Source organism: Kitasatospora sp. NPDC059747 (genome assembly GCF_042732955.1).
Taxonomy (GTDB): domain Bacteria; phylum Actinomycetota; class Actinomycetes; order Streptomycetales; family Streptomycetaceae; genus Kitasatospora.
On sequence record NZ_JBHWGV010000026.1, the window covers coordinates 47,642 to 68,026 of the forward strand.

The 20,385-nt window shown below is 72.5% G+C and carries 14 protein-coding genes and 2 pseudogenes; 4 read left to right on the plus strand and 12 right to left on the minus strand.

Annotated elements, in window-relative coordinates; all coding sequences use genetic code 11:
- Positions 1-136: 136 nt before the first annotated feature.
- The 11 genes and pseudogenes from ACFV4G_RS14275 to ACFV4G_RS14325 all read right to left on the minus strand — a co-directional run bounded on the left by ACFV4G_RS14275 (position 137) and on the right by ACFV4G_RS14325 (position 16,243).
- A complete protein-coding gene (locus ACFV4G_RS14275; protein ID WP_380439999.1) occupies positions 137-592 on the minus strand; it encodes a cupin domain-containing protein in 456 nt (151 codons plus the stop codon).
- Positions 593-751: 159 nt separating this feature from the next.
- Positions 752-2,023 (minus strand): MFS transporter, encoded by a 1,272-nt coding sequence (locus ACFV4G_RS14280; RefSeq protein WP_380440001.1) that lies wholly within the window; start codon positions 2,021-2,023, stop codon positions 752-754.
- Between the two features lie 8 nt (positions 2,024-2,031).
- Positions 2,032-3,288, minus strand: coding sequence for an ATP-grasp domain-containing protein (locus ACFV4G_RS14285; RefSeq protein WP_380440003.1), 1,257 nt, complete (start codon positions 3,286-3,288; stop codon positions 2,032-2,034).
- Between the two features lie 118 nt (positions 3,289-3,406).
- A complete protein-coding gene (locus tag ACFV4G_RS14290) occupies positions 3,407-4,675 on the minus strand; it encodes an ATP-grasp domain-containing protein (protein ID WP_380440005.1) in 1,269 nt (422 codons plus the stop codon).
- Positions 4,672-5,733: a PLP-dependent cysteine synthase family protein gene (locus tag ACFV4G_RS14295; protein ID WP_380440060.1), complete on the minus strand. Its 1,062-nt coding sequence runs from the start codon at positions 5,731-5,733 to the stop codon at positions 4,672-4,674. The genes ACFV4G_RS14290 and ACFV4G_RS14295 overlap by 4 nt, the downstream gene beginning before the upstream one ends.
- A pseudogene (locus ACFV4G_RS14300) lies at positions 5,731-6,984 on the minus strand (ATP-grasp domain-containing protein); the annotation flags it as partial. The gene ACFV4G_RS14295 and the pseudogene ACFV4G_RS14300, both read right to left, overlap by 3 nt.
- 120 nt (positions 6,985-7,104) lie before the next feature.
- Positions 7,105-7,704: a serine O-acetyltransferase EpsC gene (gene epsC / locus ACFV4G_RS14305; protein WP_380440007.1), complete on the minus strand. Its 600-nt coding sequence runs from the start codon at positions 7,702-7,704 to the stop codon at positions 7,105-7,107.
- A 204-nt stretch (positions 7,705-7,908) separates the two neighbouring features.
- Complete coding sequence (locus ACFV4G_RS14310; protein ID WP_380440009.1) at positions 7,909-11,994, minus strand: amino acid adenylation domain-containing protein; 4,086 nt, start codon at positions 11,992-11,994, stop codon at positions 7,909-7,911.
- A gap of 2,222 nt (positions 11,995-14,216) precedes the next feature.
- Positions 14,217-14,555, minus strand: a complete 339-nt coding sequence (locus tag ACFV4G_RS14315) for a MazG-like family protein (RefSeq protein WP_380440011.1) — start codon at positions 14,553-14,555, stop codon at positions 14,217-14,219.
- A gap of 86 nt (positions 14,556-14,641) precedes the next feature.
- Positions 14,642-15,346, minus strand: coding sequence for a peptidylprolyl isomerase (locus ACFV4G_RS14320; protein WP_380440013.1), 705 nt, complete (start codon positions 15,344-15,346; stop codon positions 14,642-14,644).
- Between the two features lie 96 nt (positions 15,347-15,442).
- Entirely contained in the window at positions 15,443-16,243 is an 801-nt protein-coding gene (locus ACFV4G_RS14325) for a TetR/AcrR family transcriptional regulator (protein WP_380440015.1), read from the minus strand.
- 94 nt (positions 16,244-16,337) lie between these two features.
- Between ACFV4G_RS14325 and ACFV4G_RS14330 the strand changes: the two are divergent.
- Positions 16,338-17,002: pseudogene (locus ACFV4G_RS14330) on the plus strand (CatB-related O-acetyltransferase).
- A 66-nt stretch (positions 17,003-17,068) separates the two neighbouring features.
- Positions 17,069-17,566 carry a hypothetical protein gene (locus tag ACFV4G_RS14335; RefSeq protein ID WP_380440017.1) on the plus strand — a complete coding sequence of 166 codons (498 nt, stop codon included), beginning with the start codon at positions 17,069-17,071 and terminating at the stop codon, positions 17,564-17,566.
- Between the two features lie 13 nt (positions 17,567-17,579).
- Here the strand turns inward: ACFV4G_RS14335 and ACFV4G_RS14340 are convergent, their stop codons facing one another.
- Positions 17,580-18,152 (minus strand): hypothetical protein, encoded by a 573-nt coding sequence (locus ACFV4G_RS14340; protein ID WP_380440019.1) that lies wholly within the window; start codon positions 18,150-18,152, stop codon positions 17,580-17,582.
- Between the two features lie 202 nt (positions 18,153-18,354).
- Between ACFV4G_RS14340 and ACFV4G_RS14345 the strand changes: the two genes are divergently transcribed.
- Together ACFV4G_RS14345 and ACFV4G_RS14350 are read left to right on the plus strand one after the other, a co-directional pair.
- Positions 18,355-19,428, plus strand: a complete 1,074-nt coding sequence (locus ACFV4G_RS14345; RefSeq protein ID WP_380440062.1) for a sensor histidine kinase — start codon at positions 18,355-18,357, stop codon at positions 19,426-19,428.
- Between the two features lie 41 nt (positions 19,429-19,469).
- Positions 19,470-20,165 (plus strand): response regulator, encoded by a 696-nt coding sequence (locus ACFV4G_RS14350; protein ID WP_380440021.1) that lies wholly within the window; start codon positions 19,470-19,472, stop codon positions 20,163-20,165.
- The last annotated feature ends 220 nt before the right edge of the window (positions 20,166-20,385 follow it).

Here is a 20,385-nt window from a genome sequence, read left to right on the forward strand (position 1 = left end):
GCCCCCCGCGCCGCGGGCGCGGGGGGGCGGGGGGCGGCGCGGGGGCGCGGGGGCCGCGGGGGCCCCCCCCGGCCGCGGCCCCCCCGGGCCGGGCGGGGCCCCCCCCCGGCTCCGTCATCCGGCCGGCTGCCGGGGATCAGACCATCCGCTGGTCGTACTTCGCCATGTGCTCCTGCAGCTCCTCAAGGCTGGGGTTGCGGCCGTTGGCCGTGAGGCGCTCCAGGCCGCGGAAGTAGTCCTCCCGGCTGAAGATCGGGTAGAACATGATCAGCAGGGTGGCGTCCTCCTTGCCCCGGTTGGTGAAGCCGTGCGGCGCACCCTTGGGGACGTAGGCGAAGGCACCGGGCTCGCCGACGACCTTCTCGTCGCCGATGGTAAACTCGATCTCACCCTTGACGACGTAGAACATCTCGGTGGACTGGTCGTGGATGTGCGGCGCGGCGCCGTTGGCCTCCGGGGCCATGTGGTGCTCGAAGAAGCCGAACTCCCCGTTGGACTGCTCGGTGGTCAGCTTGAAGTAGGTCTTCTTGCGGCCGTCGCGGATGCTCGCGAACTCGCCGCCACCGGCCGGAACATACAGGGGGATGGACATGTCTCTCCTCAGTGTGTTTCACAAGGGCCGGCCCGTTGGAAGGGCCGGGTCTTTCGGTGGTCGGTTGCTTCGGTGGTCAGGTGCCGCGGTGGGCAGGTGCCGCGGTGGTCGGTGGCCGCGGTAGTCGGTCGGTGGCCGCGGTGGTCGGTCGCCGCGGGGCTAGCCGGCCTCGGCCAGGGCGGCCTCTTCTTCCTTCGGGGCCCGGGCGTCCGCCTGGGCCTGCGCCCACCGGCCGATCGCCGGCGCGGCGAGGCCGCAGGCGGCGAACAGGGCGGCGAGCACGACCCACCCGACGGCCCCGGTCGTGACGACCAGGCTGACCAGGACCGGTGCGGCGATCTGCTGGACGGCCAGGCCGAGCCAGAAGACCGAGAGGTAGACGCCCTCCTGGCCGGGCACCGCCAGCAGGTAGGAGGCGCCCCAGCCGCCGGCGGACTGCCACAGCTCGCCGCCGGTCAGGGCGACCATGGCCAGGAGCAGCACGCCGATCGCCAGGATGGCCGGGAGCTCGGGCGCCGCGGTCAGCAGCAGGCAGCAGATGGCGAGTGAGAACCCGGCACGGACCAGGGCCTTGGCCGCGCCGCCGATGGTGTCGGTCCCGCGGCTGGCCCGCACCTGGAGGGCGACCGCGAGGACGGTGTTGACCGCCACCAGCGGGGAGATCAGCGCGGACGACACGCCGGTGTGGCCGGTGATCCACATCGGGATGCCGATGCTCAGCAGGGTCATGTGCATCGTCAGCACCGCGTTGATCCCGGTGAACGACAGGAACGACCCGTCCCGCAGCACGCTCATCGAGAACCGCCGCCGCAGGCTCGACGCCGGCGCGTTCAGCACCGGGAGCCGGGAGGCCAGCAGGGCGAGCACCGCGAGCGTCGTGGCGTTCAGCAGCAGGATCCCAGTATACCCCGCCCGGGTATCGATCAACAGTCCGATCCCACCCGCGAGGGCGCCGACGGTGAAGCCGACGTTGCGGATCGACCGCAGGATCGCGATCATCTTGATCCGCTCGTCGCTCGACACCACCTGCCCCACCAGGGCCTGCTCCATCGGCGCGGCGGCCTTGTCCACCAGCCCCAGGACGCAGACCACGGCCAGGAATTCCCAGAGGTTCTGCACGAACGGGTACACCACGAAGCAGGCGCTGCGCCACAGGCTGACCCCGACCAGCACCTTCTTGGGGCCGATCCGGTCGGCGAGGATGCCGATCGGGATCGCCGTGCCGAGGGCGATGGTCGCGGACAGGGTCAGGCCGAGGCCGAGGTCGCCCTCGGACAGGCCCACCGACCTGGTGATGAAGGGCACCGACACGGACAGGAAGGCGCCCGTGCCGACCGCGTTGATCGTCGCCATGACGGCGAGGCGCCAGCCGACCGAGCCGCCCGGCATGGACCCGCGCAGGCCGCGGATGCGCTGCCACAGAACAGACATGTCGTTCCTCAGTCGGTTGCGATGCGAATGGCGGCGTCCGCGTCCAGCACGCGCCGGAGCGTGCCGTCCGCGTCCGGCCCGGTCACGATGACGTGCCCAGCGCGGTCCCAGGACGACGCCCACGGGCGGACCTCCTGGCCGACCACGACGTCCACCTCGGCGTCGTGCACGCCGGGCAGCGCCCTGGCCGTCTCCAGACCCGAGATCTCCGTGACGGTGCCCGGCTCGGCCGCCAGGAACCTGATCGCCGACGTCCGCCGGGACGTGTCGGGCAGGCTGACCGGCCGGCCGGCGAGCAGGTCGATCAGGGTCAGCCGGATCTTCGTGTCGTAGGCCAGGTCGACCAGGTCGATCAGGTAGTCGCCCGGGCAGCGGCCCGCGCACTCGACCAGCGTCGGGCCGTCCTCGGTGAGGATCCACTCGGCGTGCAGGATCCCGGTCCGGAAGCCCGTGGACGCGACGAGCTGACGGATCGCCGTGGCGAACGCGGCCTGCGTGTCGTCGTCGAGCGGGGCGGGCAGCAGGTGGCCGAGCTCGACCGGGTGCGGCCCCTCGATCACCGACTTGGCGGTGACGTTCTCGAAGATGACCTCGCCGTCGCGCACCAGCGCCTCGATGCTGAACTCCGGCCCCTCCAGGCGCTCTTCGGCGAGGAAGCGCCAGCGCAGCTCGCGGTCGGGCACCTGCTCGTACTCCGAGGCGGACGAGGTCCGCTCCCAGGCCACCGCCGCACTGGCGGCGTCCACCGAGTCCAGCAGCTGCACGCCGACGCTCGCCTGCCGGTTCGCCGGCTTGACGACCACCGGGCCGTCCCCGGCGAACTCGAGGATGTCCTCGGGCCCGAACACCTCCCGCCAGCGCGGGTTGCGCACGCCGCCGGCGCCGGACACCTCGCGCAGCCGGGCCTTGTCGCGCAGCGCCTGCGCGGCCTCCTCGGTGGCGCCGGGCAGCCCGAGCTTCTCGGCCAGGGCGGCCGTCGCCGGGACGGCGTACTCCAGGCCGGGCACGACGGCGGCGACCGGACGCTCGGCGGCCAGCTCGACCGCCAGGTCCAGGGCCTCGGTCGACTGCTGGTAGCCGGCCGCGACGATGCGGTCCAGGCAGTCGAAGCGCGAGGCCGCGTCCTGCAGCTCCCGCTTGCGGATGATGTCGGGTTCCTCGATCACCACGACGGACCCGCTCGGGACCTTCCCGTCGATGGCGCGCAGGTACGCCGCGTTGTAGCCGACGAACACCACCTGTGCGTTCGGGTCGGGGGCGGTCATGCCAACCTCCTGGTTGCTGGAGCGGTTGCTGGGTGGGTTGCCGGGATGGTCGGCGGCTCGGCCGCCGGGGCGGAGCACCGACCGGGCACTGCGCGGCGATCCGCGCCGGGGCCGCGGCTCACGCGGGGGCCCCGACCGCGCCGGTGTGGCCGGCCGCGCGCGACGGCACGCCGTCCACGACGACCTCGACGGTGGCGAGCACCTCGGCGAGCCGGGCCCGCGCCTCCTCGGGGGAGGCGCCGGACACCACCACGTGCCCGTGCCGGCTCTTGGAGTCGCGGACCTCGGGGGCGGTGTCCCCGGGCCGCAGGCGGACGTTCAGCTCGTCGACGAAACCGAGCCGCTTCGCCTCCTCCACGCCGCGGACCTCGTCGACCCGGCCGGACGGGAAGGTGAAGAAGTGGACCAGGGCCGTCGCCGTCGGGGCGGGCACCTCGGTCGGCGTGCCCGCCATGCTCGCGAAGACCGCCCGCTCGACGTCCAGGCCGGTGGCCAGCTGGACGAGCCGCGGGATGCGGTCGCCGCCCAGGCGGGCCTGCGACTCCACGATGCGCGGGCCGCGCGCGGTCAGGATCACCTCGGTGTGCGCCGGGCCGAACCGGTAGCCGCAGGCCGTGAGGAAGTCCGTGGTCAGCCGCTCGATCGCCGCGCGGTCGCCGTCGGACAGCGGCGCCGGGTGGACGTGCCCGGCCTCCACGAACAGCGGCGGCGGGCCGAGCAGCTTCTCGGTGATGCCGACCACCTGGTGGCGGCCGTCCTCGCTCAGCGTCTCGACGCTGAACTCGGGGCCGCGCAGGTACTCCTCGACCAGGAACGGGCCGTCGTAGCCGTACTCGTCGACCAGCGCGGTCCACGCCGCCAGGTCCTCCGGGCCCTGCCACAGGAACACGCCGCGGCTGCCGGCGAGCGCGGAGGGCTTGACCACCACCGGGTGGCCGATCCGCTCGACCGCGCCCGGCACCTCCCGGCGGGTCGGCGCGGCCTCGAAGGCCACGGGGGAGAGGCCGCGCCCGGCCAGCAGGTCGCGCATCGCGTGCTTGTCGGCCAGGTAGCGCACCGCCGACGCCGGGTTGAGCTCCGCCCCCAGCTCCTCGGCCACCTCGTACGCGGTGACCATCGTCTCCTCGCGGCCGATGTGGTACACCACCGAGGCGCCCTGCTCCTTCGCCACCTCGCGGATGGTGCGGCCGAGTTGCTCGTGGTCCTCGAAGTCGGCGAGGACGAAGAAGTCCGCGAGCCCGCGCACGTCGTCCAGGTACCCGGGGGACTCCAGGCGGGCGTCCCAGATCGCACCGACCCAGTAGCCCTCGGCCTGCGCCTTCTGGACGAACTGGCGGTACGGCATCACCATCAGCAGGCGCGGCCTGCCGTCGGTCCCGCTGCTCAACGGGCACCGTCCCCGGCAGCGGTGGCAGCGGTGGCAGCGGTGGCAGCGGTGGCAGCGGTGGCAGCGGTGGCGGCGGGCGCGGCGGGCGTCGACGCGGCCTCGCGGTTGAGCAGGCTCAGGTAGCGCTCGCCTGTGTCGGGCAGCAGGGTGACGATCCGCTTGCCCCGGAACTCCGGACGGCTCGCGACGACGCTGCTCGCGTGCACGACCGCACCGGCCGAGACACCGACCATGAGACCGGCCCGCAGGGCGAGTTCACGGGTGGTGCGCAGCGCGTCCGCGTCCGCGACCGGGATCACCTCGTCGATGAGCTCGCGGTCCGTCGTCGGCGCGATGAACCCGCCGTTGAAGCCGGGGATGCAGTGCGTGCCCGGCTCGCCGCCCGACAGCAGCGGCGAACCCGCCGGCTCCACCGCCACGATCCGCACCGCGGGGTTCTTCTCCCGCAGGTACTTGCCGGTCCCGCTCAGCGTGCCGCCGGTGCCTACGCCGCACACGAACACGTCGACCCGGCCCTCGGTGTCGGCCCAGATCTCCGGACCGGTCGACTCGTAGTGCGCCCGGACGTTGTCCGCGTTGTCGTGCTGGCAGCAGAACCACGAGCCCGGCGTCTGCTCGTGCAGCTCCTGGGCCTTGTCCACCGCCGCCTGGTAGCCGCCGGTGTGCGGGGTGCGCACCACCTCGGCGCCCAGCGACCGCAGCATCGTCACCCGCTCCTGGGTGGCGTTGTCCGGCAGCACGATGACGCAGCGGTAGCCGCGGGCCGCCGCCAGCGCCGCCAGCGAGATGCCGGTGTTGCCCGACGTCGCCTCGATCACGGTGCCGTCGCCCGGGGTCAGCTCCCCGCGCTCCTCGGCGGCCTTGAGCATCGACAGCGCGGCGCGGTCCTTGCTGCTGGACCACGGGTTGAACAGCTCCAGCTTCGCGAGCACCGCCGCCCCGGCCGGGGCGCCGTCCACGATCCGGTCCAGCGGCAGCTCCAGCAGCGGCGTGCCGCCGATCAGGTCGACCAGCGACCGCGCGACCGGGCGCGCCGCGACCGGCTCGGTGCGGATGATGATCTCGCGGGCGGCGGCCTCGGCGGTGCGCGCCGCGAGCTGCGCGCTCTCGGCGATCACCAGGACGTGACCGGCGCGGTCGCCGTTGCGGCGCACCTCGTGCAGGACGTCGCCGGGCTTCGGCTTGACGACGACCTCCTCCACGCCGGGCTGCGCGGCGGCGCGGTCCTGGCCGCCGACGGACACGACCCGGCCGGCCGGGGCGGTCAGGTAGCGGATCGCGGCGCCGCCGACCGGCTTCGCCGGCACGACCTCGGCCGGCAGCGGCTCGCCCAGGTACTGGCGCGACACCAGCTCCAGCGAACGGATGCCGAGGGCGCGGTCGACCAGGTAGGTGATCTTCCCGCCGGCGGGCCGCGGGTTGATCTCCACGAGCTTCGGCCCGGACGGGGTCACCTTGATCTCGACGTGCGCCATGCCGAGGTCGAAGCCGACCGCGCGCAGGGACTCCACCGCGAGGTCGCCGATCGCGGCGACCGTCGCCTCCGGCAGGCTCGACGGGAAGCTGTGGCCCAGCTCGACGAAGTAGCCCTGGCCGGTCACCGACTTGTCGGTCACGCCGAGCACCACGAAGCGGTCGCCCTCGGCCAGCACCTCGACGCTGACCTCGGGGCCGGTGATGAACTCCTCGACCATCAGCTCGTGGTAGCGGCTCTGACCGCGGGTGTTCTCGACCCGCGACCGGATCAGCGCCACGTGCTCGGCCGCCTGCTCCGCCGTCTCCACCAGCCTCACGTCGGCGCTGCTGGTCTCGTCGGCCGGCTTCACCACGCACGGCAGGCCGATCTCGGCGGCGGCCGCGGCGGCCTCCTCCGGGGTCCGCACGGTGCGGAACGCGGGCATCGCCACGCCGAGTTCGGCACAGCGGCGGCGCATCAGCGCCTTGTTGCGGGCCGTCGCGACCCCGTCCACGCTCACCGTCGGCAGCCCGAGCAGGATCGCCACCTCGGCGGCCACGACCACGTCGTACTCGGCCAGCGTCAGGAACGCGTTGAACGGGTACTGCGCCGAGGCCGCGCGCACGTGGGGCATCAGCTCGTCGAGGACGTTCGTCTCGCAGTGCACGATCTCGTCGACGTACTTGTCGAAGTAGGCCGGGCCGCCCGGCACTTCGAGGTACCGGTCCAGGTCGCGGGTGAAGAAGGTCACGCGGCAGTCGAGTTCCTTGAGGATCTGCAGACCCTCGAAGCCGGAACCGGAGAGGTTGCTCTCCAGGACACCTACATGGATCACGTATGCCTCCGTTGGCATGCCGACCTGCGGTCCGGGGACCGGCGGTCGGGCTGACTTGCGGTCGGGCTGACTTGCGATGAATGGGGGGAGGGGGAGGGCCGGGCGGCCGATGGGGAGCGGGCCGGGCGCTCGGGCGGGCTACCAGTACCCGGACGTCGCCAGGGTGCGCAGCAGCTGGGAGGTCTCCTCGGTGGGCGGCCGCTGCGAGACCTTCGCCGCCGGGGCCATCACCCGCGCACCGGCCGGCACGTCGGCCAGCACGAGGGCGCCGGCACCGATCAGCGCGTCGTCCCCGACCGTGACCGGGCCGAGCACGATCGCGTTCGTGCCGATCACCACCCGGTCGCCGACCACCGGGTGGCGGCGGGCACCGGGCTTGCGCCAGGAGTCCCGCCAGAACCCGACCGCGCCGAGCGTCACCTGGTGGAAGATCGTCACGTCGTCGCCGATCACGGCGGTCTCACCGATCACGACCGCCGCACCGTGGTCGATGAACACCCGCCGGCCCAGCCGGGCCCCCGGGTGGATCTCGATGCCGCCGGTCACGGCGCGCGCCACGTACGCCAGCACGCGCGCCGTCTGCCGGTGCCCCCCGGTGTGGAGGACGTGCGCCGCCCGATGGGCCCACAGCGCCGGCAGGGCCGGGTGCAGGAGCGCCTCCTTCCGGGTGCGGATCGAAGGGTCCCGCTCGACGATCACGGCGAGGTCCTCCTTCGCCCTGGCGATCGTCCTACGCATGCCGTCCTCCGTCTGTCATGGCCTGCTCCCCGCTGCTCCGTCGGATGTGGTGGCCCGGCCCGGTGTCCGGTGTGGTGCCCGGTGTGGCGCCCGGTGTGGTGGACGGGCTCGGTGTCCGAGGTGGTGTCCGGTGTGATGGCCGGGCCCGGTGTCCGGTGTGACCGGTGTGGTGGCCGGGCCCGGCGTCCGGTGTGGTCGACGGGCTCAGTAGTTCGGGACCTTGACCAGCGTTCCGGTGCCCTCGACGATCTCCGGCAGGTAGACCCGCTCGTTCCAGGCCTCCTGCTCGACCGGCTCCAGGGCGATCGACACGGCGCCCTCGTCGACCGAGAACGCGGTCTTCACGGCGCTGGTGATCGCCTCGACCAGGTCGGAGATCTGCTGCGGGTCGAGATCGTTCGGGAAGTGCTTGATGTTGACGTGGGGCACGCCGGTGACCTTCCTCATGAGCCGTGCGGACTTGATCGCGGAGGTGAGTTCGTCGATTCCGCCGGAGCGGATCAGGCCGTAGTGGTCGGCCTTCAGCTGGGTGATCGTGGGGGCCTGCGCGGTCAGCGCGTAGCCCGAGTCGATGAACGAGGGCTGGTCCGCGTCCGCCCGGAACACCGTGACCGGCGCCGAGACGGTGCGCTCGGCCAGCTCCTCGGGGGCGTACTCGAACAGGAAGGTCCGCCACACCACGTCGGTGATCCGGCGCACCAGGTCGCGCTCCAGGTGCTCGAAGCGGCCGCAGACGAAGTCGACGAAGCTCGCCCCGTCGCGCGTCGCCGCGATGCACTCCTCCACCGCCGACTGCTCCAGGTTCCCGGAGAAGACGGAGTAGAGGATCGCGACGAACGTCGGGTCGGTGAAGCTGGCCGCCGCGTCGGCGGGCGCCTCCAGGTGCGCCTCCACCGGGGGCTTGCCAGGCGCCAGGAGGATCACCTCGTCGACCTGCTCGCCGGCGCGCTCCAGCTGGTAGGCCACCTCGAAGGCGACCCGGGCACCGAAGGAGTAGCCCCACAGCGTGTACGGGCCCTGCGGCTGGACCTCGCGGATCAGCTCGATGTCCCGGGCGACCATCTCGTCGAACGTCGGGTAGGCGGTCTCGCCGGCGTTGATGCCGTGGGCCTGCACGCCGAGGAACGGCGACGTCAGGCCGAGCCGGCTCGCCAGCAGGCGCAGGCTCATCGGGTAGCCGCCGAGCCCGGGCCAGCAGAACACCGGCCGGCGGCCCTCCTCCCCGGCACGCAGGCGCACCAGGCGCGACGACGCCGTCGACGGCTCGCGGTCCACCCGCCGGGCCAGCTCGGCGATGGTCGGCGCCTCGAACAGCACCTGCAGCGGCAGCCCCGCGCCGAGCTCCTTGTTGATCCGGCTGATCAGGTTGACCGCGGTCAGCGAGTGCCCGCCGGAGCCGAAGAAGTCGTCGCGGATCGAGACCCGCTCGTGCTTCAGCACCGTCCGCCACAGCGCCGCGATCGCCTCCTCGGTGGGCGTGCGCGGCAGCACCACCGGCGTATCGGTGTCGTCCACCGCCGCCTTGTCCAGCTCGCGCAGCGCCTGGTGGTCGACCTTGCCGTTCGGGGTGAGCGGGAAGGCGTTCAGCACGGTGACCCGGTTCGGCACCATGTACGGCGGCATCGCGTCGGCGAGGTTGTCCTTGACGATCTCGGCCGGCCCGCGCATGTGGACCGAGTCCTCCTTCATGCCCTCGCCGAGCCGCTGCTCCTCGCTGATGCGGCCGCCGACGGCGAAGTAGGAGGCGGTCTCCGCGCCGAGCCCGACGATCTCCGCGATGCGGCGGGCGGCCGACAGCGGGTTGCCGGTCTCCGAGCTGTAGCCGGAGGACATGAGGCCGAGGCCGACGTCGTTCATCTGCAGGCGCTGCAGCTCGCGGCCGAGGTCCGTGTAGCGCTGCCAGGGCTCGTCCGCGCGGCCGAGGATGCTGACCCCGAAGGCGGCGCGCTGGTACACCTCCTGGTTGATCGCGATGACGTGCTGCTTGCGCACCAGCTCGTCGGACACCTTGACCAGCTCGCCGTCCGCGTAGCGGTACTGGCCCGCGGGCAGGTCGGCGATCCGGCCGGGGTGGGCCTGCACGTAGAGCTCGACCGGGTCGGCGACGGCCGGGGCCGCGGCGCTCTCCACCTCGTAGGTGGCCAGGTAGTAGTCCTCGCCGGGGCAGCCCAGGAGGTCCTTGACGGCGGGCTCGCCGGCCCGGGCGGTGATCCGCAGGCCGTAGCCGGGCAGCACGTGGTCGAACAGGCCGACCATGTGACCGGCCTCGAACTGCAGGACCTCCTGGACGTTGTTGAGGTAGACCGCCTCGATGGCCGACCGGCTCCCGACGAAGTGGGCCTTCAGCCGCGGCTGCCCGGCGGGGGCCGGGGCGATGAGCACGAGGCTGTGGTCGACCGGGTGGAAGTAGTAGTAGCCCGGTTCGAGGCCCGCGACGCCCGACAGCTCCAGGTAGAGCTGGGTGGCGTACAGCGAACCCGGGGAGGCGTAGCCGTACTTGGGCAGCAGCCGCTCGGCGCTGGTGAACCGGCCGAAGTTGCGCAGCAGCGCGCCGAGTTCGGCCGGCGTGAGGGTGTCCGGCGTGCGGGGCGCGGACGCCGTCGCGCCGACCGGGCGGGCGAGCAGGTCCAGGACGTCGTCCCTGGTGACCTCGCCGCCCTCGTAGAAGCGATACGTCTTGCGGGCGAACGCGGTGCGTCGCTGCTCGGGCGTCTCCTGGCGACCCTCCAGCGCCACGGCCGGCAGGCCGGGCTCCTCGCGCACGCCGAGGCCGGCGAGCTGCGCCTTGAGCTGCACCTTGCTCTTCTTCGACTGGTGGTGGGCGCCGTGGTTGCCCTGGTCCATCAGCGAGGCCTGGTTGGGATCGAGTTCGATGAACGCGATGAGGTTGGCGCCGGTGCGCTGATCGTTGCGGACCAGGACGGCGGCCCGCTTCACCCAGTCGTGGGACTCGATGGACACCTTGATCTCGTCCAGCTCGACCCGGAAGCCGCGCAGCTTGACCTGGCTGTCGGTGCGGCCGAGGAACTGCACGGTGCCGTCGTCGTTCCAGCGGGTGAGGTCGCCGGTGCGGTACAGGCGGTCGTGGGCGGGGTCGTCGGAGAACGGGTTCGGGAGGAACCGTTCGGCGGTCAGGTCGTCGCGGTTCAGGTAGCCGCGGGCCACCTGGACGCCGGAGATGTACAGCTCGCCCGACTCGCCGGGCGCCACCGGCTTCCGGTCGTGGTCGAGGATGTGGAAGTCGAGGCCCCGCACCGGGTGCCCGATCGAGATGTGGTCCGGACCCTGGCGCACCGCGTCCCGGTCGACCGTGAGCGCCGAGGAGTTGATGGTGCACTCGCTCGGGCCGTACAGGTTGATCAGGTCGCAGTCCGGCAGCGCGTCGAAGACCTCGACCGCGAGGCTCTTGGTGAGTGCCTCGCCGCCGCTGAAGATCTGCGTCAGGGACGTGCAGTCCGGCAACCGGCCACTGTCCACCAGGGCCTGAATGAGCGTCGGGACACCCTGAATGGTCGTCACTTCGTGGGCGGTGATCAGGTCGAGCAGGCCGTTGGGGTCCGCGTAGACCCCGCGCTCGCTCATCACCACGCTCGCGCCGCAGGCGGGCGCGAGGATCTCCCACTGGGCCGCGTCGAAGCTCAGCGGCGTCTTCTGCAGCACCGTCCGGGTCCGGTCGAGGCCCTGCTCGTCGGCCATCCAGCGCATCTGGGCGACGATGCTGTGCTGCTCGACGCCGATGCCCTTCGGGTTGCCCGTGCTCCCGGAGGTGTAGATGACGTACGCGAGGTCGTCGCCCCGGGTGGGGCGGCGGGCTTCTGCGGCGGGGATGGCCGTGTCCGTGCCGGTCTCGTCCGTGCCGGTCTTGTTCGCGCCGGTCTTGTCCGGGCTGCCGAAAGCGCCGGCGGCCGCCTCGGCGAGGGTGATGATCCTCGTTTCCGGCGGTGCCATCGCGGCCAGTCTGGATGTCAGCGCCGCGTCGGCCAGGATGACCTTCGTGCGCGAGTCCACCACCATGTACCGAACGCGTTCGTCCGGATACTCGGGTGACAACGGCAGATATGCGGCGCCGGCGTGCAGCACGCCCCACACACTGGCCATCAGATCGACCGACGGTTCCATGTAGATGCCGACCGGCTCGTCCGGCCGTACGCCGAGTTGCCGCAGGTGGTCGGCGATGTGCTCGCTACGGTCGCTGAGCTGCTGGAAGGTCAGTCGATCGGTGCCGCAGGAAACGGCGGTCCGGTCGGGCTGGACGAGCGCGGCCGCGCGCAGCATGTTCGAAAGAGTCAATTCCTCGGACCCCGTGAATATCGCCATCATTCCTCGAATTCGTCATTCTTCGAGCACATAGCCGACAAGGGTGCATGCCAAATAAGGCCGACGTCATAAAATGCGGGCGCGGCCGACCGCCTGTTGTCGCGACGCACGGACCCGGCGAAGAGGGCATGCGAAAGCGCGCCAACAGGATGCCAAAAAAAGAATTACGTGGGCATGACACTAGCTCGAACAGTCGCGGTCGCTAAGGCAGTTCCCGTGACCGCGCGGCGTCCAGCTGCTGCTCAGGCTGAAACGGATCGCGTACAACAGAGGTTCGGACGCTCCCCCGCGCCCACTTCAAGACACAACACTACGCCTCCCCCTCGACAGTTGATGGCCGGCAAGTGAATAGTCGGATCCGTGGTGGTTGCATCCGCTATCCGGGCCGGTCAAACGTCCCCCGTCGGCCGTGACTATAAAACCGGAAGACTCGTGTTGTAAATCCCCGGAGACGCTCCGTGGTCGGCCTTGGCGGATCGCCCGTGTGCAGCTCAAGCCCGGCGAGCTGCGCGGATGCCGCGCCCGGGACGCCCCTGCGGTGGGTGTCTGCAGTGTGACCGTCCGGAGCCGTTTGCCATGGTCATGGGGGATGGCCGTCGGCCGCCGGGGATGGTCAGGGGCCCCTCCGGGGTGGTCGCGACGCGCCTTCCGCGCTGCGGAATCCTCTTACGCGCAGTCGTGATTCGATGACTTTCCGTCAGGATTTCACCGGCTCAAAAGCCCATGTGTGATCGTCGCCACATTCGTTGAATGGTGGCCGATCCATCCGGGTGGCCCCGCATTGCCTTGGCGGTTTCTTGATGGCCGTGATGATTGCGCCATGCTGATTGCCGTGGAGGCAAGTGCCGGCGGGGTGTCGGCGGGCTATCCGGTGGGCCGGATTGACTGCCGGTCAGATGTTGAGCATGTACATGCTTGATCCTGCCCTGGAGGGGAGGGATTCACCCAATGTTGGTCTGGCGCAACAGTTTTGAAACGCAGTCGGGTGGAGGGTGCTGGGGTGGCGGCGATGGCGGGGGCGATGGCGGGGGCGGGGGCGGGGGCGATGGCGATGCTGGGGGCGATGGCGGTGATGGTGGCGGCGATGGCGCGGGAGGGGGCGGTGCTGGGGTGGCGGGTGGTGCCGCGGTGGCGGGTGGCGCCGGGGAGGGTGCCGCCCTCTGCTCGCTGGCCTGCCCTGCCGCCGCTCGCGAACGGGGAGTGTTCGCCGTGGCGCGCGGGAGTGGGCGAGAGGTCGCGAGGCTCCGGGGCGGTGGCGGTGGCGGCTGCGGGGGCGGTGGCCGTGAGGGCGGGGGCGGTGAGGGCTGCTGGGTGAAGGGGGTGGGTGTCGGCGCGTGTCGGCTTGAACGCCGGAGGTCGCTGAGACCCGATCACCGCCATCCCTCCTCGCCCTTGTGGCACTGTCGCTATTGCAAGTTACTCGCAATAGCGAGTTGGGTGCAATCGTTGACCCCTCGATGGAGGGTGTCGATGCGGGGTGTGCTCGCTCCTGCCGTGCTCGGTGTGCGCGACGGTGCTGTGGTGCCGCGGTGCTGTGGTGCCGTAATGGTGTGCGGCGGTGCCGTGCGGGACGGAGTGCGATGGACGTGGGACGCGCTGGCGCGAGGTGGGGGCCCGCCGGGTGCGGCGGCGCTTGGCGCGGATGCGGCCCGTGTCGGCGGCGAGCGCGTCGAGGTGTCTGGCGGTGCGCGGCGGTGTGCGGCGGTCGGAGATGTGGGGCGCGGCGCTGCGACGGTGCGGTGCCGTGGTGTGCGGTGGTGCGTGACGCGAGCGCGGCCCGTACGAGGTCGACGGGCGGCGGGTGCAGCGGCGGTGCGGCGTGCGGCGGTGCGGCGTACAGGGTGCGGTGCGGCCTTCAGTGACGCTCGGCGCGGGTGTGGTCCGCGTGGGGCCGGCGTACGACGGCCGGGGCGGTGGTCCGGGTCGGCTCGTGCGTACGTTTTCGCCTGCGGGATGGCAGGGCGCGGCGGCGCTTGGCGCGGTGAGCGCCGGAAGGGCCGCCCGGGGCGGTATGGGTCGAACGGTGTGGAACCGGCGCCTCCGCCGACGGCGCAGGTTAGGCGCACTCTCGGCGGACGGGGCCGCGACCGCTCGCCGGTGAGGCGATGGGGCCGGGCCGTTGGCTCAGGTTAGGGACCGGTGGTCCGGTCGTCAACGGAATTGACGGAAACGCGGCAGAAAAATATGACGTGGCATCAACTTGCCTCAGGGGTTGCGCGACTGGCGGCCGAGCGCTGCTCGACGTAGGCGAGCCGGTCGGCGAACACCCGGGCCGCGTCCGGGGTGAGCGTCCGCAGGGCGACGAGCGCGGCGAACACGACGTCGCAGAGCTCGTGCTGGACGTCCTCCCAGCCGTGGGTGACCCCCTTGCGCGGGTTCTGGCCGGTGGCGCCGATCACCGCGGCCCCGACCTCGCCGACCTCCTCGGAGACCTTGAGGATCCGCAGCAGGCGCTCCTCCTGGGGCGACTGCGTGCCGTTCGCGTCGAGCCAGGCGACCAGGTGGTCGACGCTCTCCCAGATCCTGCTGTCCATGCGGCGCTGCTCCCGTCGCTCCCGTGCGGTGTCGTTGGTGCTGCCACCGTACGGGAGCGGCGGAGCGCCACCCGGGCTGCGGGCCGTCAGCGGTCGCTGATCTTCACGTGGCGGATGTCCACCGGCAGGGTGGGGTAGCCGTCGCCGGGCCCGTTCTGGTCGTCCTCGCCGCCCGCGGCGATCTTCTGCAGGACGTCCAGGCCCGCGGTGACCCGGCCGAACGGGGTGTAGGCGGGGGAGAGCTTGGTGTCCTTCCAGACGAAGAAGAACTGGCTGCCGTTGGTGTTCGGCCCGGCGTTGGCCATGGCCACGGTGCCGGCCGGGTAGGTGGCGCCGGTCAGGTTCTCGTCGGGGAAGGAGTAGCCGGGGCCGCCGCTGCCCGTTCCGGTCGGGTCGCCGCACTGGAGGACGTAGATCCGCTGGGTGGTGAGACGGTGGCAATGGGTGCCGTCGAAGTAGTCGTTCTCGGCCAGGAACCGGAACGAGAATGTGGTGCAGGGGGCCTTGTCGGTCAGCGCCTCGAAGGTGATCCGGCCCTGGTTGGTCCGCAGGGTCGCGCTGTAGGGCTCGGCGGCCTCCTCGGGGTCGAAGGCCGGGATGCCCTTGAAGTTGTCGGCCGGAACGGCCGGGGTGTAGGTGCAGGCGGCGCTCGGGGCCGGCGAGGGGGTGTCCGCCACGGCGGTGCCGGTGCTCGCGACGAGCGGGAGGACGGTGGCGGCGGCGACCAGCGCCCACTGCTTGCTCTTCACGTGACGGGCCTTCCGGGGGGTGGTGGACGGCAGGATTGTCATGGAGGCATCATCCACGGGCCGGTGGGGTTCCGGTAGGGGGCGGTGTGGCTCCGGTTTCGGTGGCGGCTGCTGCGCCGACACGGTGCTGGTGCGGCGTCAATTTTCATTCGGGGTTTGATGGTTGGTCGCTGGCGGATCGACGGTCGGGGGCGCGGCGGTGTGGGGCGCGGTGCTGTGGGGCGCGGTGGTGTGGGGCGTCACGGTTCGGGTTGCGGTGGCGCGGGGCGTTGCGGTTCGGCTCGCGAGGGCGGGGGCGGCCGCGAACAAGCCGGCGCGGGCCGCCAGGGCGGCGGCGTCTGCGGCCCGCTCGGCGGTGAGGGCGTCGAGCGGCTCGCCGGTGACGAACAGGCGGTAGTAGAGCGGGGCGGTCGCCGCCCGGGCCACCTCGGCACCGTCCGTGCCGGCGGGCAACTCGCCCCTGGTGACGGCTCGTTCGGCCACCTCGGCGGCCTGTTCGTGGCGGGCCGCGAAGAAGGCGCGGAGGGCGGCTGCCCCGGTGTCGGAGCGCTGGGCGGCCGCGATCAGCGCCGTGGGGGTCGGGCCGAGCTCGGGGTCGGTGAAGACGGCGAACACCTCATGGGTGATCCGGCGGAGGTCCTCGCCGAGGTCCCCGGTGTCCGGCAGGGGCCAGGGCTGGTCGGCGGAGGCGGTCAGGGCGTCCGCGACCAGTCCGTCCACTCCGCTCCAGCGCCGGTAGAGGGTCGCCTTGTGGACGCCGGAGCGGGCTGCGACCGCCTCGACGGTGAGGCCGTCGTACCCCTTCTCGGTGACCTCGGCCAGCAGGGCCGCGACCACGTCGGCCCGCACCCGGGCGCTCCGGCCGCCGGGGCGGGCGGCCGGCGCGCGCAGGGTCGCACTGTCCGAGGCCGGGGTTGGGGTCTCGGGAATCTCGCTCAAAGTCGACTCCAGTCGCGTTAATGCTTGCCGGGCCGGTGTGGCCGTGCCATGCTCATCGTAATGCGACAGGAGTCGCATTACGAGAGGAGCTCACATGCCCGCCGTGACCGCCCCCGACCCGACCGCCCTCCACCCCCTCCCCGGCCACGACCGCGTCGTTCTGCTGCGCCCCCTCGTCAAGGACCCCAGGATCGAGGTCGGCGAGTACACCTACTTCGACGACCCCGACGAAGCCACCCGCTTCGAGGAACGCAACGTCCTCTACTCCTACGGACCGAACGCCTGGTGATCGGCAAGTACTGCGCCCTCGCCACCGGCACCCGCTTCCTCATGGCCGGCGCCGCCCACCCGGACATCGGCGTCTCCACCTTCCCGTTCACGATGTTCGGCGGCAGCTGGACCGAGCAGACCCTCGACATCGTCACCGCCCTCCCCAGCCGGGGTGACACCCATGTCGGCAACGACGTCTGGTTCGGCTACGGTGCCACCGTCCTGCCTGGCGTGCGCATCGGCGACGGAGCGATCATCGCCGCCGGAGCCCTCGTCACCTCCGACGTCGACCCCTACACCGTCGTCGGCGGCGACCCCGCCCGCCCGATCCGCCGCCGCTTCCCCGACGCCGACATCGAGCTCCTCCTGCGCGCGGCCTGGTGGGACTGGCCCGTCGACCTCGTCACCGCACACGTGCGCACCATCATGTCCGGCACACCGGCCGACATCGCCGCGATCGCCGAGGACCGCGGCCTGCTCGCAGCCTGACCCGCGGCCCGGCTCCCCCTGCTCACCGGCGGCGGACTCCGCCCACCCGCCCTCAGTGGCGTCCCGGTGCTCGGCGCAGCCGCCGTCGGCTCCGCGTACGTGCCGGCGATGGTCCGCTCCCGGGCCGTCCGGAACACCGACGCGCTGGCCGTGACCTGGGGGCAACCCGCCACCGCCACCGGGGTGTTCGCAGTGGCCGCGCTGTCCGTCGGCCCCGCGCCGTGGACCGTCGCCGCCTCGTACGGGTCGGCCCGGTGGGCCTGGCTGCTGCATCTGTCCTTGTTCTGCACGTTGTTCTCCTTCTTCGTCCAGATGTGGGCCGCGCGGGCCACATCGTCGTCCTGGGGGAGCCTGCTGCTTGGCACCCAATTGCTCTGGGCCGCCGTCTTCGGTATCACCACTGCCGGGAACCGGATGGGCCCGCTCGCACCCTTCGGCGGAGTCCTGGTGCACGGGGCGACCGAGTGGGGCCGGCGCACCGCCCTCGTGCCGCGCCCGGCCGCGGGGGAGAGGGAGGGAGCGCCCGACGCGGCGGCGCCGAGCCCGGAACCGGCCCGGGTCTGACCCGCTGCCCGCGTCACCGGTGCCGCACCGTCCGGCGGGCGTAGTCGATGGCGACCGCGCCGAGCAACGGGCCCCACGCGACCAGGGGCAGATAGGCGAGCGTCATCACGACGGCGGCGACGCCGTGCGGCGAATCCGCCTCGGCCAGGTTCCGCGCCCACCCGCCGAACAGCGCCGTCGCCCCCAGATCGGTGAGTATCGCCGAACCCAGCAGGGTCGGCACGACGGCGGCGAGCGGCCGGACCCGGCGGCCGCCCAGCAGCGGAACCCACCTGGGCACCACCAACCCCCAGGGCCGGACCAGGCCCAGGGTCAGGAAGGCCAGCGCCTCGGCCAGGAGGCTCAGCACCACGCAGTAGACCGTGCCCCAACCCGGCTGGTGCGCGTCGAACGCCGCGGCCGTCGCACCGCTGAAGCCGACCGGGGCGCCGAAACCGAAGGCGATCCGCCACAACCCCGAGGGGACGGTGGAGAGGACGGCGGCCTTGGCGGCGAACCGGGCCCAGCGCGGGGCGGGCGGGACGTCCGGGGCGGCGACCGGAGCCCGGTGGGCGGTGCTGCGGGCGTTGATCACGAGCTTCGACACGAGGGTGCCTCCCTTCGGCACCGACCCCCGTGGCCGGTGCGACGACTCAAGACTGGAGGCCCGCCAGGGGTCCGCAACAGCTGCCGATCGGCAGGTTCTCCCTGCTCAACCGGCCTGCGAAATATGCCGATCGGCACAGGCGCACCGCCTCGGCGGCGTCGTAATGTGACGGCAGTCGAAGAGCCGAGGAGAGGTGGTGACGATGACTCAGATCCTGTCCGGGGTCGTCCTGGTCCTGGCACTGCCGGCCTGGGCGGCGCGGGGGCGGTACGGGGCCGCGGCCGTGACCATGGCACTCGGAGCGGCGTCGCTCGTGGTCACGTTCGCCGTCTGGCTCCTCGGCCGGTGGGCGGAGGGCGATCGCTGGGCCGGGCTGGCCGGCCTGGTCGAACTGGCCGTCCTGCTCCTGGCGGTGGTCGTCGGCCTGCGCACCGAGGACGGGCCGCGCTGCGCGGTCGCGGCCTGGACGGCCTGCGGCGCCGTCGCTCTCTGGCTGACCCGTTTCGCGTTCCTCGAAGGCCCGGGGGACGTGCTCACGGTCTTCGGCTTCGGCTCGATGCTCTCGCTGCCGGCCGTCCTGATCGGGCTCTACCTGCGGGGCCTGGACGAGGGACGCGCCAACGCGGTGGTCGAGGCCAGGCGCGCCCAGCGGCTCGAACTGGCCCACGACCTCCACGACTTCGTGGCGCACGACGTCAGCGGCATGGTCGCCCAGGCCCAGGCCGGGGCGTACCTGGCCGGGATCGATCCGGCCCGGGCGGCCGAGATGTTCCAGCGAATAGAGCAGGCCGGGCAGCGGGCCCTGGCCTCGCTGGACCGGACGGTGCAGCTGCTGCGCAGCGAGGAGGGAGGCGGCCGGGCCCCGCAGCCCGGACTCCTCGAACTCGCCGAGGTGGCCGCGCGGTTCACCGCGACGGGCGGCGCCGAGGTCACGCTGGAGCTGCCGGAGGAGCCGGTGCCGCGCGAGGTGGAGGGCACCGTCCACCGGATCGTGGTCGAGTCCCTGACCAATGTCCGGCGACATGCTCCGGCCGCGCGGGCGGTCGAGGTGCGGGCCCGCCGTACCGGTGGACGGCTGGAGCTGACGGTGACCAACGACGGCCGGAACCCGGGCCAGGCCGGGCGGCCGCGCCGCGGCGGCGGCAGCGGACTGCCGGGGCTGGTGGCCCGGGTCGAGGCTCTCGGCGGCTCGCTGGAAGCGGGCCCGCACGAGACGGAGAGCTGGCGGGTGACGGCGGTGCTGCCGCTGGAGGAAGCCGGCACGGGGCCGGCGTGATCGTGGAGACCGACGCGGGTCGGCAACGGGGAGGTACGGGAATGGGCAGTAGCGCAGGGCCGGTCCGGATCCTGATCGCGGACGACCAGGCGGATGTCCGGAGCGCGTTCCGGATGATCCTGGACGTGCAGCCGGACATGGTGGTGGTGGCGGAGGCCGCGGACGGCGCCGCAGCGGTGGCGGAGGCACGGAGGCTGCGACCGGACGTGGTGCTCGCGGACATCCGGATGCCGAAGCTCGACGGGCTGGAGGTGACCCGGCAGCTGGCCGACGAGTGCAAGGTGATCGTGGTGACCACCTTCGACCTGGACGACTACGTGCACACGGCACTGCGGTACGGGGCGGCCGGGTTCCTGCTGAAGCGCTCGGGGCCGGTGCTGCTGATCGAGGCGGTGCGGGCCGCGATGGCCGGGGACGCGTTGATCAGCCCACAGATCACCGTCCGACTCCTGAAGCACATGGCGCTTCCGGGCGCGGAGCCGAAGCCGGGCCCGGGCGCCGCGGCCGCTGCGGCGGCACTGACGACGGTCGGCCCGGCCGAGGAACTGACCACGAGGGAAAGGGAGATCGCGGAACTGGTGGCGGACGGTGCGACGAATGCCGAGATCGGAGCAGGACTGTTCATTTCACCGGGCACGGTGAAGAACCACCTCGCCAACATCCAGCGCAAGCTCGATGCTCGTAACCGGGTGGGCATCGCGGCGTGGGTCTGGGAACAGGCAGCCGGCATCCGGTAGCCGGGGCCAGAGGCAGAGGCAGAGGCAGAGGCAGAGGCGAGAGCGCAAGGGCGCGAGGGCCCGAGGGCGCAAGGGCGAGCGGGGCACGGGAGCGCGGGACGCGGGCCCGGGGCAGAGGGAGCGCGCGGAGGTCGGGGTGCCGCGGGGGGGGGGGGGGGGCGCGCCCCCCCCGGCCGCGACGCGGGTCGGGCGGGCGGGCGGGCGCGGCGCCGGCGCGGCC

Excerpts from the sequence above, each read along its gene's own strand:
- ACFV4G_RS14275 (WP_380439999.1), bottom strand. The coding sequence starts at position 592 with ATGTCCATCCCCCTGTATGTTCCGGCCGGTGGCGGCGAGTTCGCGAGC.
- ACFV4G_RS14280 (WP_380440001.1), bottom strand. The coding sequence starts at position 2,023 with ATGTCTGTTCTGTGGCAGCGCATCCGCGGCCTGCGCGGGTCCATGCCG.
- ACFV4G_RS14285 (WP_380440003.1), bottom strand. The coding sequence starts at position 3,288 with ATGACCGCCCCCGACCCGAACGCACAGGTGGTGTTCGTCGGCTACAAC.
- epsC (WP_380440007.1), bottom strand. The coding sequence starts at position 7,704 with ATGCGTAGGACGATCGCCAGGGCGAAGGAGGACCTCGCCGTGATCGTC.
- ACFV4G_RS14315 (WP_380440011.1), bottom strand. The coding sequence starts at position 14,555 with ATGGACAGCAGGATCTGGGAGAGCGTCGACCACCTGGTCGCCTGGCTC.
- ACFV4G_RS14320 (WP_380440013.1), bottom strand. The coding sequence starts at position 15,346 with ATGACAATCCTGCCGTCCACCACCCCCCGGAAGGCCCGTCACGTGAAG.
- ACFV4G_RS14345 (WP_380440062.1), top strand. The coding sequence starts at position 18,355 with ATGACTCAGATCCTGTCCGGGGTCGTCCTGGTCCTGGCACTGCCGGCC.
- ACFV4G_RS14350 (WP_380440021.1), top strand. The coding sequence starts at position 19,470 with ATGGGCAGTAGCGCAGGGCCGGTCCGGATCCTGATCGCGGACGACCAG.